This window comes from Caulobacter sp. GW821-FHT11E10 (assembly GCF_058808375.1).
The window spans coordinates 52,303-68,654 of the sequence record NZ_JBXARP010000005.1 but is presented as its reverse complement, the minus strand read 5'-3'; the positions used below and the strand labels follow the sequence as shown (position 1 = coordinate 68,654).

Sequence of the window (16,352 nt, the reverse complement as noted above, 5' to 3'; positions counted from 1 at the left end):
AACACCAATCTCCCGTCATCCCGGAAGCCTCGCAGAGGCTATCCGGGACCCAGGGGCCGATGCAGTGCGGTCGCCCCTGGGTCCCGGCTCTCCGCTACGCTGCGGCCGGGATGACGAGAATTAGAAGTCCAAGCGGCGCCCTCTACGGCAACCGCCGATGCAGCTCCGCCTCGATGATCCCCAACCGCCCGCCGGTCGCCACTTTTTCCGCGCCGGTGTCGAGGCCCGCGCGCGCGCCGTTCACCTCGACGATCTTGCCGAAGCCGTCGCGGTCCACTGTCGGCGCGGTCAGGGCGATGCGCAGGCGCGTCCCTTTCACCGGCTTTAGCGGCACGGCGACGTAGCCGAGGCTCTTGCCGGGCTCGCCCTCGTAGACCACCACGCCGTCCATGGTGATACGCAGCGGATACGAACGCAGGCGCCAGCCGATCAGCTTCAGCTCCACGTCGTCGACCACCTGTGGCCTGTCCAGGCGGTACTCGATCCAGGCGTTGGCCAACTGGCCGTCGCTAGCCCAGTGGGTGGTCTCGTCGTCGTCCTGGGCCAGCTTCCTGTCCGCTACGTTCGAGCCTGCGAGAGTCTCCACCGGCTTGATGGTGAAGCGCCAGGGCTTGAACGATGGCGTCGCCGGCGTCGGGCCGCGCGCCAAGCTGACCGGTAGGGCGTCGTCGCCCACGGGCCAGCGGCCGTCCGCTTTGGCGGGCGCGGCGACGTCGAGGGTGACGCTGGCGGCCGGCAGCCCCTCGGCCTGGGCCGTGACGGTCACCCTCCCCGCCTCCAGGGTCGAGCGCAGCGAGACGCGGTTGACGCCCGCCTCGACCGGCAGGGTCTTGGACAGGATGAAGTTGTCGTCCGACCGCGCAGCGCCCGGGAAGCTGGTCACCTGGTCCGCCCCCGCCGGCTTCTGCTCGCCCGAGGCCGGCGGCGCGGGCTTGCGGCCGAGGGAGTCGCCCTGAGCGATCCCGCCCCGCCATTCGACCGGACCTGTCGTCGAGAAGCTGATCGTGTTCAGCGCCGTAGGCACGCGGCGGCCGCTCTTATCGACCACCTCGACATCGACCAGCGCCAGGTCCGCGCCGTCCGCTCGCCAGCCGCCGGGGCCGGTGCGGGGCGTCAGGCGAAGCGCCGCCGGCTCGCCGGTGGTGGCGACCTCGCCGCTCGACATGACCTTGCCCTTGGCGTCGTAGCCGACCGCCTCCAGCTTGCCAGGTGCGAAGGCGACTTTGTCGAAGGTGAACAGGAAGCCGTCGCTCTTGCGGCCGAAGCCCAGGGAGCGGCCGTTCAGCTTCAGCTCGACCTTGTCGGCGCTGGAGACGACCAGCACGTCCTTCACGACGCCCGGCTGATAGTTCCAGTGGCCGATGACGTGGGTGCGAGGCCGCTCGACGTCGACCCAGCCGTCCCACATCACCTGGTGGGCGTAGAAACCTTCCTTCGGCAGGCGCATGGCGTCCACCTCGCCGCTGCGGCGGTAATTGTTGTCGCCACGGAAGTGGGTGTTGCTGTCGGAGAAGATGATGTTCACGCCGCCCGAGCTGACCCGCTCGCCGCCGCCCGGACGCTGGCGCCAGTAGTCGTACCAGCGGCGAACGTTCTCGGCCGCGTGGCTGTCCTGGTTGCGATTGTAGTCGGGCCCGTCGGCGTGGAACGGCGGGGTGAAGGCATCCTGGAACTTTCGAGCGCCCTCGTCGCGGGAGTACTCCATAGCCCAGACAGGCTTGGTGGCGCTCTTGTTGATGTAGAGCATCTCGCCGCCGTACTCCGCGACCTTGCTGTTCAGCATCTCGCGCGAGCCGATGGCGCGGCCGCCATGGGGGTCGAAGCGGTCGCGGATGGCCTTCAGCTCGGCCATGTGCTCGTCGCTGATGTTTTCGTTGCCGCCCTCGTAGAAGACGATCGAGGGGTTGTTGCGGAAGCGGACGATGGCGTCGGTCATCGCCTCCTTGCGCTGGTCCCAGCGGCGGCCGGTGACGTCGCTCTCGGCGTCGCCGGCGGGCATGGCCTGCATCAGGCCCACGCGGTCGGCCGAGGTGACGTCCTGGCGCGCGGGGGTGATGTGCATCCAGCGGACCAGATTGCCACCGCTCTCGACCAGCAGGCCATTGGAGAAGTCGCTGATCCACGGCGGGATGTCGGTCCCCAGGGCCGGCCATTCGTTGCTGGTGCGCTGAGCGTAGCCGTGGACCTGGATGACACGGTCGTTCAGCCGGATCATCCCCTGACCGAAAGCGGTCTTGCGGAAGCCAGTGCGGGTGACGACCTCGTCGGTCGCCTTGCCGTCCTCGATCAGCGCCGTGGTTACGGCGTACAGATAACCGTAGCCCCAGCTCCAGAAGTTCAGCCCCTTCACCTGCCCCTTGGCCGAGACCACGCGGGTTTCGCCCGGCGCCAGGGTGACGGTCGGACCGACCAACTGGCCCGCCGGCTTGCCGTCGGCGTCGCGAAGAGTGACGCGGTAGCTGAAGGTGCGCGGGCGATCGCTGTCGTTGCGGACCTCGGACTCGGCATGGATCGTGGCCGAGCGACCCTTGATGTCGAACCCGTCGGCCCAGACGTAGACGCCGGTGGTGCCCAGGCTTGAATACAGCGGCAGGGTCTGGTGCAGGCCGCCCGTCAGGTGCAGGCGCACGGCCCGGTGGATGCCGCCGTAGTTCACATTGAAGTTGTTGTTGTTCCACTGGAAGCCGCTGCCAGTGGCCTTCTCCTTGTACTTCCAGTCGCTGTCGACGCGGACGGCCACCACGTTCTCGAACGGGGCAGGCTTCAGGAGCTTGGACGCGTCGACGCCGAAGGCCGTGACGCCGTTCTCATGCCCGCCGGCGCGTTCGCCGTTGATGTAGACATCGCCGGCCTGGCGCACGCCCTCGAACTCGATGAAGGCCTTGCCGCCCGCCTGCGCGCCCGGCGGCAGGACGAAACGCTTGCGATACCAGGTGATCCCGCCCTTCAGGTCGTGGATGTCGACCTTGAACGCCTCATCCTCGTTGAAGGCGCGCGGCAAGGTGACGGCCTTCCACGTCGCGTCGTCGAACTCGGGCTTCTCGGCGCCGGCGAGGTCGCTGACCGCCATACGCCAGCCGTCGTTGAACGCGTACTCGGTCCGCTGCGCCTGGACCTGCGCGGGCGCGACGGCCGCCAAGGCGGTGAGAACGAAGGGTGCGGCCCGGGGAAAGCTCGACATGGAACGCCTCGGATTGGTCAGGCCACTTTTAGCCCGGAAGCACGTGTGGCTTGACAACCCGCCCCATGTCAAGCAATCTCATTATATCGGATGATATCTCAATATTTGGGATTTATCCTGAGCGTGCGTTTTTGTTTCCCCAACGGCGCTCGACACTTTCAGTACCCGCTTCTTCCCCTCTGCGGGTCATGGAGCGCCTCTTAGGCGCTCCATTTTTCTTTGCCGGCTGCCACACTCTAGTTCGGACCGAACAGCGCCTTGTCGGCCGCCTCGGCCATGCGCGCGTAGCCGGCGTCGGTCGGATGCAGGTGGTCACCGTTGTGCAGGCCGTCGAGGATCTGGCCCGGCTTGGCGGGATCCTTGGTGACGGCCTCGAAGTCGATCACGCCGTCGAACTCGCCGCTGGCGCGGATCCACGCGTTGACCGCCTGACGCGTCGCCTCGCCGGCCGCATGATAGTACATCGCGCCTTCGAACGGCAGAATGGCGCCGCCCCAGATCTTCACACCGCGCGCGTGGGCGCGGGCGATCAGCTGGCGATAGCCAGCGATCACCTCGTCGGCGGTCACCGCTTCACTGGCATAGCCCTGCTGGGCCGCGCGGCCGATGTCGTTGATGCCTTCCAGCACCACCACCGTCGTCACGCCCGGAACCGACAGCACGTCTCGATCGAAGCGCGAGAGGGCGCTGGGGCCCGAAACCTCGCGCAGCAGCCGACCGCCGCTGATCCCGACATTGACGACGCTCCAGTCGCCGCCGCGCGCGGCGATGCGCGCCGCCAGCTGCTCGGGCCAGCCCATGTCGGCATTTGCCGTCGAACCCGCGCCTTCCGTGATCGAGTCACCGATGGTCACCAGCACCGGACGCTGCGTCGCGCCACGCACGTCGACGCCCGAGACCAGGCCCGGACCGCGCGTGACCTGCTCGCCGAGCGTATCGGTCTTGGCCGTATGGTTGCCCTGCGGCGAGAGGAACAGGCGCACGCGATGGCCCGCCGGCGCGGTCGGCTCGACATAGAAGGTCGAGACGGAGATCCGATCCATGGCCTTGACCGGCAAGGCGACCGGATCGCTGAGCAGCGGACCGCCCGGCGGGATCAGGGCCTCGGTCCGGCCGCCGAAGGTGACGGGAACCGGCGCCCCCAGCGGCTTGCCGTCCGGTCCGGCCAGGGCGACGCTCATCGCGCCGACCTTGAGCGGTCGCTCGCCCAGCTCGTTGGTCAGGCGCAGTCGCAGCGCCTCGCCACCCAGATTGAGGCGCATGACTTGTCGCGCCGTGACATCGCTGAAGGCCCGCACCTCGTTCGGCCGGGCGACGGCCTGGGAGGCGCTGGGCGCCGTGCCCCAGGCGCCGGACCAGGTCGACAGCGGCGCGGCGACCGCCGCCGGCTTGGGCTTAGGGGCTGAAAACGCCGGCGAGCTCGAGAGAACAGCCACGGCGGAAAAGGCGAGCAAGCTCGCACGCGAAAGCTTCATGCGTTCCTCCCTCAAGGAATGCGGATCAAGGGCAGCTCGGCGCGCCCAGTTTCGGCTGCCCGGCGACCGAGGCCGGATGGACACTTTTCGAGATCGGCAGCTTCAGGCCCGCCAGACGCGTCGCCACCAGGGCCGCGGCCAGGCGCGCGCCCTGCTCGTTGATGTGGGTGTCGTCGCTGACCCCCTCGGGATAGCGGGCGACGTTGTCGTAGGGCTTGTATTGAAGATAGAGCCCGCGCGAGGCCAGCTCTCCCCTCGCCTTCAGCGCCGCCATCATGTCGCCGTCCAGGTCGACCAGCGGGACCTTCAGATCGGCGGCCACGCGGTGGATGGTCGCGGCATAGGGGCCGTGGGCGTCCTTGGGCTGGCCGTTCTCCCACATCCAGCGCGCGATGGGCGTCACCAGGACGGGCTCGCCGCCGGCCTTGCGAACGTCGGCCACGAAACGGCGAAGATTGACATCATAGGCGCCGTTCGGGTCGGTGAAGCGGACGATCTTCTTGGTGTCGGCGTCGTTGTGGCCGAACTGGATCAGCACCGTGTCGCCGGCCTTGGTCTGGGCGATCAGCTGGTCCCACAGCCCTTCCTCGATGAAGGTCTTGGTCGAGCGCCCGCCACGCGCCAGGTTCACGACCTCGACGGTCGGGTCCAGCGAGCACTTCAGCACCATGCCCCAGCCCATCTGGGGGTAGCGGTCCGGGCCGTAGTTGGCGGCGGTGGAGTCGCTGGCGATGACGATGCGTGGGGCGGATGCGACGGGCGTGGCGGCCAGGACCGCCGCCATCATCAGGGACGCGATCACGACTTGAACTCCGCGAGGATGGATCGGTCGATCGAGGCGACGTCGCGTACGCCCGTCAGGGCCATGGCCACGCGCATCTCCTTCTCGATCAGGTCGAGCAGCTGGGTGACGCCGGTTTCGCCGCGCGCGGCCAGGGCGTAGACGAAGGCCCGGCCCAGCAGCACGCCCTTGGCGCCCAGGGCCAGCATCCGAACCACGTCGAGGCCCGAGCGCACGCCGCTGTCGGCCAGCACGGTCAGCCTGTCACCGACCGCGTCGGCGATCGCCGGCAGGGCGCGGGCGCTGGACAGCACGCCGTCCAGCTGGCGGCCGCCGTGATTGGAGACGATGACCCCGTCCGCGCCGATGTCGGCGGCGGCCTTGGCGTCCTCGGGATCGAGCACGCCCTTGATGATCAGCGGGCCCTTCCACAGGTCGCGGATCCACTCCAGGTCCTTCCACTGGATGGAGGGGTCGAAGTTCGCCCCCAGCCAGCCCATGAAGTCCTCGAGGCCGGAGTTCGCGCCCAGCACGGGCGCGACATTGCCCAGGGTATGCGGACGCCCCATCAGGCCGACATCCCAGGCCCAGGCCGGCTTGAGCGCCGCCTGCACCAGCCGGCGCGCCGCGGCGTTGGGGCCGCTCATGCCCGAATGGGCGTCGCGATAGCGGGCGCCGGGCACGGGCATGTCGACCGTGAACACCAGGGCCGTTGCGCCGGCCGCGCTGGCCCGGGCCAGCAGGTCGCGCATGAAGGCCCGGTCGCGCAGCACGTAGAGCTGGAACCAAATCGGCGCGGACGAGGCCTTGCTGACCTCATCGACATCGCAGACCGAGACCGTCGACAGGCAGAACGGCACGCCCTTCTTGGCGGCCGCGCGGGCCGCTTGGCACTCGCCCCGGCGGGCGTACATGCCCGTCAGCCCAACCGGGGCCAGGGCGACCGGCAGGGCCTGCTTGACGCCAAACAGCGTGGTCGAGGGATCGGCGGCCGAAACGTCCTTCAGAACCCGCTGACGCAGGGCGATGTCGGCCAGGTCCGAGACGTTGCGGGCCAGGGTCCGTTCGGCATAGGCGCCGCCGTCGATATAGTCGAACAGGAAGCGGGGCAGCTTGCGTCGCGCCGCTTCCCGGAAGTCCGTGGTGGACGAGACGATCACCGGACTACTGCAGGTTCACGAACGCGCCGCCGTCGACCAGCAAAGCCGCGCCGGTGACGTATTTGGCCAGGTCCGAGGCCAGGAACACGATCGGCCCGGCCAGATCGTCCGGTTCGCCCAGACGGCCCAGCGGGATGCGGCCGGCCATGTATTCGCGCTTGGCGACGTCGGCCAGGTCTTCCTTGTTGATCGAGGTCTCGATCGTGCCCGGCAGCACCGAGTTGCAGCGGATGCCGTACTTGCCCAGGGCGATGGCCGTGGACTGCATCAGGCTGTGCACGCCGGCCTTGGTCGGGGTGTAGTGGGTCTGCATGCCGCCGCCGACCAGGGCGCTGATCGAGCTGACGGCGATGATGGCGCCGCCGTTACCCTGCTTGACCATCTGGTTGGCCGCCGCCTGCACCATGTAGTAGGCGCCGAACAGGTTGACCTTCATCGTCCGCTCCATGACCTCGGGCGGCATGTCGAGGAAGGCGTGGAAGGGGCAGATGCCGGCGTTGTTGACGAAGACGTCGACCTTGCCGAACGCATCCACGGCGGCCTGCACGAAGGACTTGGAGGTCTCGACATTGGCGACGTCGCCCTTGATGGCGATAGCGCGACGGCCCAGGGCCTCGATCTGCGCGACGGCGTCGGCGGCGCCGGCCTCGTCGGAGTGGTAGTTGATCGCCACGTCCGCGCCGTGCCGGGCGCAGCCGATCGCGGCGGCCTTGCCGATCCCCTGCGAGGCGCCGGTCACCAGCACCACCTTGTCCTTGAGCAGCATCCCTACCTCGTCTTGTCTTGATTTCTTAGCGGGCTGTCCGCTTGCCGTTCCAGCCCAGGTCCCGCCCGATGGCGTTGGCCGTGTCGCGCACGTCATCGACCAGCGTCTTCATGCGGTCGTCGTCCATGTATTGAGCCGCACCCGAAACGCTGATCGCGCCGACGATCTGGCCCGAGGCCCCCCGAATCGGCGCGGCGACGCAGCGGATGCGGTCCTCGTTTTCTTCCAAGTCGAAGGCGATCCCGCGCTTGGAATAGTCGCGCATCCAGTCGACCCACTGGGTTTCGTTGGGAGCGCCAGGCGCGGCCGGGCCTTCGGACTGGTACAGCGAGCGCCAGCGGTCCTCGGTCTCGTCCAGCACCAGGGCCTTGCCCAGGCCCGTGGAACGGACCGGCTGGCGATCGCCGACGCGCGAGCTGATGTTGATCCGGCGACGGCCGGTCAGCTTGTCGAGATAGAGGGCCCGGTCGGCGTCGAGCACGCCCAGGTGCACCGTGTCCTCGGTGTCTTCCCACAGCCTTTCCAGGTGGGGACGGGCGACACGGGGCAGATCCATCTGCTGGCTCGCCAGATAGCCCAGCTCCAAAAGCTTCGAGCCGAGGCTGTAGCCTTCGCGCGGCGCCTGCGAGAGCAAACGGCGCTCGACCAGGGCCGTGGCCAGACGGTGAGTCGTGCTGCGCGTCAGGCCCAATTGCTTGGCCAGAGCCGGCAAAGCGATCGTTCCGGACTCGGCGACCACATCCAGAAGATCCAGCCCCCGAAACAGAGTCTGGCTACCGCTGGGGGTCTTGGCCGTCGTGTTGTCGTCCGCCGCCACCGGTTCCGCTCCCCTTGACGCTGGTTTCATTTTGTAGCACTACCTCTCATATTGTGGAACGCAAGGCAAGCGGAACAACGGCGACTCTCCAGAGCGCGCCGCCCTCGCGAACCGACAGCGTGTCATAGGTTGTGTTGGGGAGGTAGGCGGAGCTGTACGGCTTCGCCAGGACTTGTCGGAGATCGTCCGGCAGGTGGGCCTCCCTTGATCCCGGGAGCGTCGTCGAGGGGCGCGCCCAAAGGTTTGGAGCCTCGTCGTCCATGGCGTTTCCGGTCATCAAACATGTACGCGCCTTCGTGGTCAGAGGGGGCGGCGCTGACTATCACGATCAGGGCGACGGCCACTGGATCGATGACCACATCGCCACCCCGATGTCGCGCTATCCGGAATATCGCCAGAGCCGCCAGAGCTTCGGCATCAACGTGTTGGGCACGCTCGTTGTCGAAATCGAGGCGGCCGACGGCACGATCGGCTTCGCGGTGACCACCGGCGGGGAGCCCGCCGCCTACATCGTCGAAAAACACCTGGCCCGCTTCCTGGAAGGCCGCGATCCGGCCGAGGTCGAGAAGATCTGGGACCAGATGTACTTCTCGACTCAGTACTACGGCCGCAAGGGCCTGGTGGTGAACGCCCTCTCCGGCGTCGACCTGGCCCTGTGGGACCTGCTTGGCAAGCTGCGCCAGGAACCGGTCTATCACCTGCTGGGCGGCAAGGTTCGCGACGAGCTGACCTTCTATGCCACGGGCGCGCGGCCCGACCTGGCCAAGCAGATGGGCTTCATCGGCGGCAAGATGCCCTTGCACCACGGCCCGGCCGAGGGCGAGGAAGGCCTACGCAAGAACCTCGAGGAGCTCGCCACCATGCGCGAGCGCTGCGGCGAGGACTTCTGGCTCATGTTCGACTGCTGGATGGCGCTGGACCTGAACTACGCCACCAAGCTGGCCCACAAGGCCCATGAGTATGGCCTGAAGTGGATCGAGGAAGCGCTGAGCCCCGACGACTATTGGGGCTATCGCGACCTCAAGAAGAACGCTCCCAAGGGCATGCTGGTCACCACCGGCGAGCACGAAGCCACCCGCTGGGGCTTCCGCATGCTGCTGGAGATGGAGTGCTGCGACATCATCCAGCCCGACGTGGGCTGGTGCGGCGGCATGACCGAGATCATCAAGATCTCGAACCTGGCCGACAGCCGCGGCGTGCTCTGCATCCCCCACGGCTCGTCGGTCTACAGCTATCACTTCGTCATCACGCGCCATAACAGCCCGTTCGCCGAGTTCCTGATGATGGCCCCGAAGGCCGACGAGGTGGTGCCGATGTTCCACCCGCAGCTGATCGGCGAACCCGTCCCCGTGAACGGCAAGCTCAAGCTCTCCGACGCGCCCGGCTTCGGCGTCGAACTCAATCGCGAGGTCGGTCTGCACCGGCCTTACGCCCGCTAGACCTCCCTGAAGGCACACGACCTATGAAACTGCTCCGTTACGGCCCCAAGGGCTCCGAGAAGCCCGGCCTCCTCGACGCCGAAGGCAAGATCCGCGACCTGTCGGGCCACGTGGCCGACATCACGGGCGCCCAACTCTCGCCCGCCAGCCTGAAGGCCCTGGCCGCCATCGACCCGAACAGCCTGCCGGTCGTCGAAGGCTCGCCCCGCTATGGCGTGCCGGTGAACGGCGTTTCCAAGTTCATCGCCGTCGGCCTGAACTTCGCCGACCACGCCGCCGAGTCGAACCTGCCGATTCCTGAAGAGCCCGTGCTGTTCACCAAGGCCGTCAGCTGCCTGACCGGCCCGAACGATCCGGTGATGATCCCCAAGGACTCGCTGAAGACCGACTGGGAAGTCGAGCTGGGCGTGGTGATCGGTTCGCGCGCCCGCTACGTCTCCGAAGCCGAGGCTCTCGACCACGTCGCCGGCTACGTGCTGATCAACGACGTCTCCGAGCGCGCCTTCCAGATCGAGCGCGGCGGCACCTGGGACAAGGGCAAGGGTTGCGACACCTTCGGCCCGGTCGGCCCGTGGATGGTCACGTCGGACGAAGTGGGCGACCCGCAGAACCTCGCCATGTGGCTGGACGTCAACGGCGCCCGCAAGCAGGACGGCTCGTCCAAGACCATGATCTTCCCGATCAGCAAGCTGGTCTCGTACATCAGCGAGTTCATGACGCTGGAGCCGGGCGACCTGATCACCACCGGCACGCCTCCGGGCGTGGGCATGGGTCAGAAGCCCGAGCCCGTCTATCTGAAGGCCGGCGACGAGATCCGCCTGGGCATCGAGAAGCTGGGCGAGCAACGCCAGATCGTCGTGGCCTGGACCAAGGAAGGCGTCGCGTGAGCACTCCCTACGCCAATCGTTTCGCGGGTCGCCGCGCCGTGATCACCGGCGGGGCCTCGGGCCTCGGCCGCTCGGTCGCCGCGCGCATCGTCGCCGAAGGCGGTCAGGTCTCGCTGTGGGACCTGGACGCCGATGGCCTGAAGGAAGCCGCCGCTGACGTGGGCGCGGCCCACACCGTCGCCCTCGACGTCTCCGATGAAGCCGCCGTGCTCGCCGCAGCCAAGGCCGCCAACGAGGCTCTGGGCGGCATCGACATCCTGGTCTCCTCGGCCGGCATCACCGGCGCCACGGCTCCAGTGCACGAGTACCCGACCGACAGCTGGAAGCGCGTGATCGACATCAACGTCCACGGCGTCTTCTTCTGCTGCAAGTCGGTCGTGCCGTTCATGCTGGCGAACGGCTACGGCCGGATCGTCAACGTCGCTTCGGTGGCGGGCAAGGAAGGCAATCCCAACGCCAGCGCCTATTCGGCGTCGAAGGCGGCGGTGATCGGCCTTACCAAGTCGCTGGGCAAGGAGCTGGCCACCAAGGGCGTGATCGCCAACAGCATCACCCCGGCCACCTTCGAAAGCCCGATCCTGGAGCAGCTGCCCCAGAGCCAAGTCGACTACATGCGCGGCAAGATCCCGATGGGTCGCCTGGGCGAAGTCCACGAAAGCGCGGCCATGGTCTGCTTCATGGCCTCGGAGGAGTGCAGCTTCACCACCGCGGCGACCTTCGACACCTCCGGCGGCCGGACCACCTTCTAGGGAGCCCTGAGCCATGGCGTACACGGGTCCTATCGTCGATCCCCACATGCATCTGTGGGACCTCGATCGGCACTATTACGCCTGGCTTCAGGATACCCCGCTGCCGAACAATCCGGCCGGCGACATGGCCTCGATCGCCTACAAGTCCTATGGGCTGGACGACTATCTGGCCGACGCGAAGGGCTGGAACGTCGTCCAGACGGTCCACGTCGAGTGCGGCTTGCCGCCGAAGGATCAGTTGTCGGAAACCGACTGGCTGCAGGCGATCGCCGACCAGCGCGGCGTGATCGGCGGCATCGTCGCCGGCGCCAACCTGGACGATCCGGACGTCGAGGCGATGTTGGCGGCTCATGCCAGCCGCAAGGCTGTTCGTGGGATCCGCCAGATCGTCAACTGGCACGCCGATCCCACCAAGACCTACGGGTCGAGCGACAAGCTGCGGGATCCGCAATGGCGGGCGGGCTACGCCTTGCTGGCCAAGTACGGCCTGTCGTTCGATCTGCAGCTCTACGCCTCGCAGATGGCGACCGCCGCCGAACTGGCCGACGCGCATCCGGACATCCCGGTGATCGTCAATCACGCCGGCATGCCGACCGATCGCGACGAGGCTGGTCTTGCCGCTTGGCGCGAGGGGCTCGCCGTGCTGGCGCAGCGTCCGAACGTCTCGTGCAAGATCTCGGGCCTGGCCATGGTCGACCGGTCATGGACCACGGCGAGCCTGAAACCCTTCGTCCTCCAGGTCATCGAGACCTTCGGGGTCGAGCGCTGCATGTTCGCTAGCAACTTCCCGGTCGAGAGGGTGCACGGCAGCTTCGGCGCCTTCTACGCCGCCTATGACGCGATCACGGCCGGCTTCAGCCACGACGAGCGCGAGGCGCTGTTCGCCGGGACCGCCCGGCGGATCTACCGACTGCCGCGCTGAACAAGAACAAGACTGGGAGGAAGACGATGAGCACGACGACCGAAAGCCGCCCCCTCGCCTTCCGCATGCAGCTGAAGCCTGGCGTCGCCGCTGAGTACGAGCGCCGCCACGACGAACTTTGGCCCGACCTGGCCGAGGCCCTGCGCGACGCGGGCATCCACGACTATTCGATCTTCCTGGACGAGGAGACCATGAGCCTCTTCGCCGTGCTGCGCCTGCGCCCCGACAACAAGAAGGACGCCCTGCCGCTGCAGCCCGTGATGAAACGCTGGTGGGACTTCATGGCCGACCTGATGGAAGTGCATCCGGACAACAAGCCCGTCGAGTGGCCGCTGAAGCCCGTCTTCTACTTCGAGGGTTGAAGTGCGCTCTTCTCTCCTCCTGGGCCTGACGGCAGCGCTGCTGGCGACCACCGCCCCAATTCAACAGGTTTGGGCCGAGCCCGTCCGCTACACGATGACGGCGTTCACCAACGCCAGCCAGTCGAACATGAGCGTGTACGACTCGGTCGACGGAACGCGCTTCACCCTGAAGAAGCCGCTGGCCTATACCCCGCCCAAGGGCCTCATCCGCGACCCCAGCGTAATGAAGCATACGGACGGCTGGTTCTATGTGGCCTACACCACCGGCTGGACCGGCGACACGATCGGCCTGGCCCGCTCCAAGGACATGGTCGATTGGACCTTCCTGCGCGACGTCAAGATCGAGATTCCGGGCGCGACCAACAGCTGGGCGCCCGAGTGGTTCGTCGACCAGGACGGCTCCATAAATCTGATCCTGTCGGTCTCGACCACCGGCATCGCGGGCCAGTTCCAGCCCTATCGCATCACCGCCGCCGATGGCGCGCTGGCGAACTGGAGCGCGCCGAAGCCGCTTTCGGGCCTGGGTCCGAACTTCATCGACACCTTCGTCGTGCGCCAGGACGGCCTCTACCAAGCTTTCGCCAAGAACGAGACGACCAAGTTCATCGAACTCTACACCGCCCCGTCACTGGACGGGCCATGGGCGCCGAAGGGAACCGGCGACTGGGCCGGCTGGGGCCGCCATCTCGAGGGCCCGGCCATGACCCGCACGCCCGAGGGCGCGTGGCGGATCTATTTCGACGAGTACATGGCCAAGCGCTACTGGTACTCCGACAGCAAGGACGGCTTCAGGACCTGGACCCAGAAGGCGGAACTGCCTGAGCTTTCCGGCACGGTGCGCCACTTCACCGTGCTGAAGGAAGGCGGAGACCAGGCCGTCGCGGCCAAGCCCGCCGACATCCACAAGATCACCTGGGACAAGTACTCCCTGAAGGTCGACGGCCAGCGCGTCTTCTCCTGGGGCGGCGAGTTCCACCCCTTCCGCGTGCCCAGCCCGGACCTGTGGCGCGACATCCTCCAGAAGATGAAGGCCAGCGGCTACAACACGGTCGCGATCTATTTCGACTGGGGCTACCACTCGCCCAAGCAGGGGGTCTACGACTTCAGCGGCGTGCGCGACATGGATCGCGTGCTGACCATGGCCAAGGAAGAAGGCCTCTACGTCATCACCCGCGCCGGGCCCTATGTGAACGCCGAGCTGACCCGAGGCGGCTTCCCGGGCTGGCTGGTCAATCAGCAGGCCCGCGCCCGCACCGACGCGCCGGAATACATCACCGCCGCCGATGAGTGGCTGACGCGGATGAACGCCATCATCGCCCGCCACCAGCTGACCAACGGCCAGGGCACGGTGATCGCCCACCAGATCGAGAACGAGCTCGACGTCGTCGGCGCGCCGCAGCAGCGCTACATGCAGTGGCTGTACGACAAGGCCAAGGCCGACGGGATCACCGTCCCGATCTTCCACAACGATAAGGGCCGCAACGGCTACTGGGTGCCCAAGGGCTCCAACGTGCCGGGAACCGTGGAAGGTCCCAACGACCTCTACGCCTTCGACGGCTATCCAGGCGGCAGCTGCCGCGTCGATTCCAAACCGTCCAGTCCTGGCGTCGCGCCAGACTGGGGCATCCATGGTCCTGGTGGAGCCAAGGGCGGCGCCTCGGCCAGCCCCAACACCCCGGGTTTCGCGGCGGAGTTCGGCGGCGGCTGGTTCGACTACTGGGGCAGCAACGGCGACTACGACTGCACGGCCATCCACCGCGGAGTCGGCTATCAGCGGGTGTTCTACGGAACCAACATCGCCAACGGCATCACGCTGCAGAGCTTCTACATGACCTATGGCGGCACCAGCTGGGGCTGGCTGCCGGCGCCGGTGGTGTTCACCTCGTACGACTACGGCTCAGCCATCGACGAGACCCGGGGCCTGCGCGACAAGATCCGCTCGATCAAGCAGATGGGCGAGTTCATCGCCGCCGTCCCCGATCTCACGCGCATGGACAAGGCCGAGGCCGTCGTTCCCTCGAACGACAAGGTCCGCGTCTATCACAACCTCAACGCCGAGACCGGCAGCCACCTCTATGTGGTGGTCCACAATCCCAGCAGCGCCACCGGCGACGAGGCCTTCACCTTCAAGCTGAAGACCCGCGACGGCGAGTATGTGGTCCCCTCGCGGATCAAGGGCCAGGACAGCAAGATGCTGATGGCCAGCTACGACCTGGGCGGCCAGCGGCTGGTCTATTCGACCTCCGAGATCCAGACGCACCTGAAGTGGAATGACGGCGATCTCGCCCTCCTCTACGGCCGCGCCGGCGAGGCGGGCGAGACGGTGCTGCGTTACGCCAGCGCGCCCAAGGTCGAGGTGATCGAGGGGGAAATCGCTTCGACCTTCGACGCCGCCAAGGGCGACCTGAAGCTGACCTACGCCCACAAGGCCCTGGCACGCGTGCGGATCACCGGCGGCGATCGCCCGCCCCTGACCCTGCTGCTGGCCGACGCCGAGACGGGCCAGACCTTCTGGCGGCGCGACAACGCGCTGGTCCGGGGGCCAGGTCTGGTGCGCAGCGACGCGATCAAGGGCGGCGTGCTGTCCCTGATCGGCGACACCGAAACCGACAGTCCGCTGGAAGTCTTCGCGCCCAAGGCCGTGACCTCCGTCCGCTGGAACGGCGCCACGGTGGCCGCCAAGGCCACCGCCTCGGGCAGCCTGCTGGCCGACAAGGCCCTGGCCGGCCCCGGCGCCGTCACCCTGCCCAACCTCGCCAAGCTCGACTGGAAGACCGCGCCCGGCTCGCCGGAGACCGATCCGAAGTTCGACGACAGCGCCTGGCTGAAGACCGAGGGCCGCCGCAGCGGCTCGACCGTGCGCGGTCCCACCGGTCAGCCCGCCTTGGACATGAGCGCCTACGGCTTCCACCAGGGCGACGTCTGGTATCGCGGCCGCTACCAGGGCAAGGCCGATATCGACACCCTGACCCTGCACTACGGCGCCGGCGGCGCGGGGCTGCTGCAGGTCTGGCTGGACGGCCGGTTCCTGGGCGAGCATGAGTTGGACGGCGGCCTGCCCCGCCCGATCACGACCGGCGTGGCGACCTTCAAGCTGCCCGAGGACCTGCGTGGGACCGGCGAGCACGTGCTGTCGGTCATGGTCCGCAACAACGGCCACAACTGGGACCTCGACGCCGACGACTTCCACAAGGAAGCGCGCGGCCTGGTCTCGGCCTCGCTGTCGGGTCCCGGCAGCTACAGCTTCGCCGTGCCGATCGCCTGGAAGATCCAGGGCAACAAGGGCGGCGAGGACATCCAGGACCCGGTGCGCGGCAACGCCAACAACGGCGGCCAGTACGGCGAGCGCGAGGGCTGGCACCTGCCGGGCTTCCCGTACGCGTCGTGGGCCAAGGCCGACGTCTCCGCGACCAAGCCCTATGCCGGCACGACCTGGTACCGGACCAGCTTCGACCTCGCCCTGCCCAAGGATCACGACGTGACCCTGGGCCTGTCGATCGGCGATCCCGACAAGCCGCGCTCGCCGAACAAGCGCTACCGCGTACTGATCTTCGTCAATGGCTGGAACATGGGCCAATTCATCGCCCATGTCGGCCCGCAGCGGACCTTCGTCCTGCCGAACGGCATCGTCGATCCCAACGGCAAGAACACCATCGCCCTGGCCGTGACCAGCGACGGCGCTCCCGGCGACGCCCTGGAAACTGTCAAACTCGTGAACCTGCGCAGCGTGCGCGGCGGCATCCCCGTCGCCCGCGTGCCCGCGCCCGACTTCAAACCCTAAGACCCGGCGCTCCCCCGCCGCTTCTCGATCGA

At 67.6% G+C, this 16,352-nt stretch carries 12 protein-coding genes and 1 pseudogene; 6 read left to right on the top strand and 7 right to left on the bottom strand.

Annotated features, from left to right (window positions below; genetic code table 11):
- Positions 1–41 precede the first annotated feature (41 nt).
- The 7 genes and pseudogenes from AC1RRV_RS11390 to AC1RRV_RS11360 all read right to left on the bottom strand — a co-directional run.
- A pseudogene (locus tag AC1RRV_RS11390) lies at positions 42–113 on the bottom strand (hypothetical protein); the annotation flags it as partial.
- Between the two features lie 29 nt (positions 114–142).
- Positions 143–3,181, bottom strand: a complete 3,039-nt coding sequence (locus tag AC1RRV_RS11385; RefSeq protein ID WP_492859735.1) for a DUF4982 domain-containing protein — start codon at positions 3,179–3,181, stop codon at positions 143–145.
- Positions 3,182–3,417: 236 nt separating this feature from the next.
- Positions 3,418–4,656, bottom strand: a complete 1,239-nt coding sequence (locus AC1RRV_RS11380; protein ID WP_492859734.1) for an SGNH/GDSL hydrolase family protein — start codon at positions 4,654–4,656, stop codon at positions 3,418–3,420.
- 25 nt (positions 4,657–4,681) lie between these two features.
- Positions 4,682–5,458, bottom strand: a complete 777-nt coding sequence (locus tag AC1RRV_RS11375; protein ID WP_492859733.1) for a rhamnogalacturonan acetylesterase — start codon at positions 5,456–5,458, stop codon at positions 4,682–4,684.
- The gene (gene lldD / locus AC1RRV_RS11370; RefSeq protein WP_492859732.1) at positions 5,455–6,597 is read right to left on the bottom strand and encodes an FMN-dependent L-lactate dehydrogenase LldD; all 1,143 of its coding nucleotides are present in this window, start codon (positions 6,595–6,597) and stop codon (positions 5,455–5,457) included. The genes AC1RRV_RS11375 and lldD overlap by 4 nt, the downstream gene beginning before the upstream one ends.
- A gap of 4 nt (positions 6,598–6,601) precedes the next feature.
- Entirely contained in the window at positions 6,602–7,363 is a 762-nt protein-coding gene (gene lra1, locus AC1RRV_RS11365; RefSeq protein WP_492859731.1) for an L-rhamnose 1-dehydrogenase Lra1, read from the bottom strand.
- Positions 7,364–7,388: 25 nt separating this feature from the next.
- On the bottom strand, positions 7,389–8,180 hold the full coding sequence (locus AC1RRV_RS11360; protein ID WP_492859730.1) for an IclR family transcriptional regulator: 792 nt from the start codon (positions 8,178–8,180) through the stop codon (positions 7,389–7,391).
- A 260-nt stretch (positions 8,181–8,440) separates the two neighbouring features.
- Here AC1RRV_RS11360 and rhmD point away from each other — a divergent pair, with 260 nt between their 5' ends.
- From rhmD to AC1RRV_RS11330, 6 genes are read left to right on the top strand one after another with little or no spacing between them, the layout of a single operon-like run.
- Entirely contained in the window at positions 8,441–9,619 is a 1,179-nt protein-coding gene (rhmD, locus tag AC1RRV_RS11355; RefSeq protein ID WP_492859729.1) for an L-rhamnonate dehydratase, read from the top strand.
- 23 nt (positions 9,620–9,642) lie between these two features.
- Positions 9,643–10,506 carry a 2,4-didehydro-3-deoxy-L-rhamnonate hydrolase gene (locus tag AC1RRV_RS11350; RefSeq protein ID WP_492859728.1) on the top strand — a complete coding sequence of 288 codons (864 nt, stop codon included), beginning with the start codon at positions 9,643–9,645 and terminating at the stop codon, positions 10,504–10,506.
- A complete protein-coding gene (locus tag AC1RRV_RS11345) occupies positions 10,503–11,255 on the top strand; it encodes an SDR family NAD(P)-dependent oxidoreductase (protein ID WP_492859726.1) in 753 nt (250 codons plus the stop codon). The genes AC1RRV_RS11350 and AC1RRV_RS11345 overlap by 4 nt, the downstream gene beginning before the upstream one ends.
- A gap of 13 nt (positions 11,256–11,268) precedes the next feature.
- The gene (locus AC1RRV_RS11340) at positions 11,269–12,177 is read left to right on the top strand and encodes an amidohydrolase family protein (RefSeq protein WP_492859725.1); all 909 of its coding nucleotides are present in this window, start codon (positions 11,269–11,271) and stop codon (positions 12,175–12,177) included.
- Positions 12,178–12,203: 26 nt separating this feature from the next.
- Positions 12,204–12,539 carry an L-rhamnose mutarotase gene (gene rhaM, locus AC1RRV_RS11335; protein ID WP_492859724.1) on the top strand — a complete coding sequence of 112 codons (336 nt, stop codon included), beginning with the start codon at positions 12,204–12,206 and terminating at the stop codon, positions 12,537–12,539.
- A 1-nt stretch (position 12,540) separates the two neighbouring features.
- Complete coding sequence (locus AC1RRV_RS11330) at positions 12,541–16,320, top strand: beta-galactosidase (RefSeq protein ID WP_492859723.1); 3,780 nt, start codon at positions 12,541–12,543, stop codon at positions 16,318–16,320.
- Positions 16,321–16,352 lie beyond the last annotated feature (32 nt).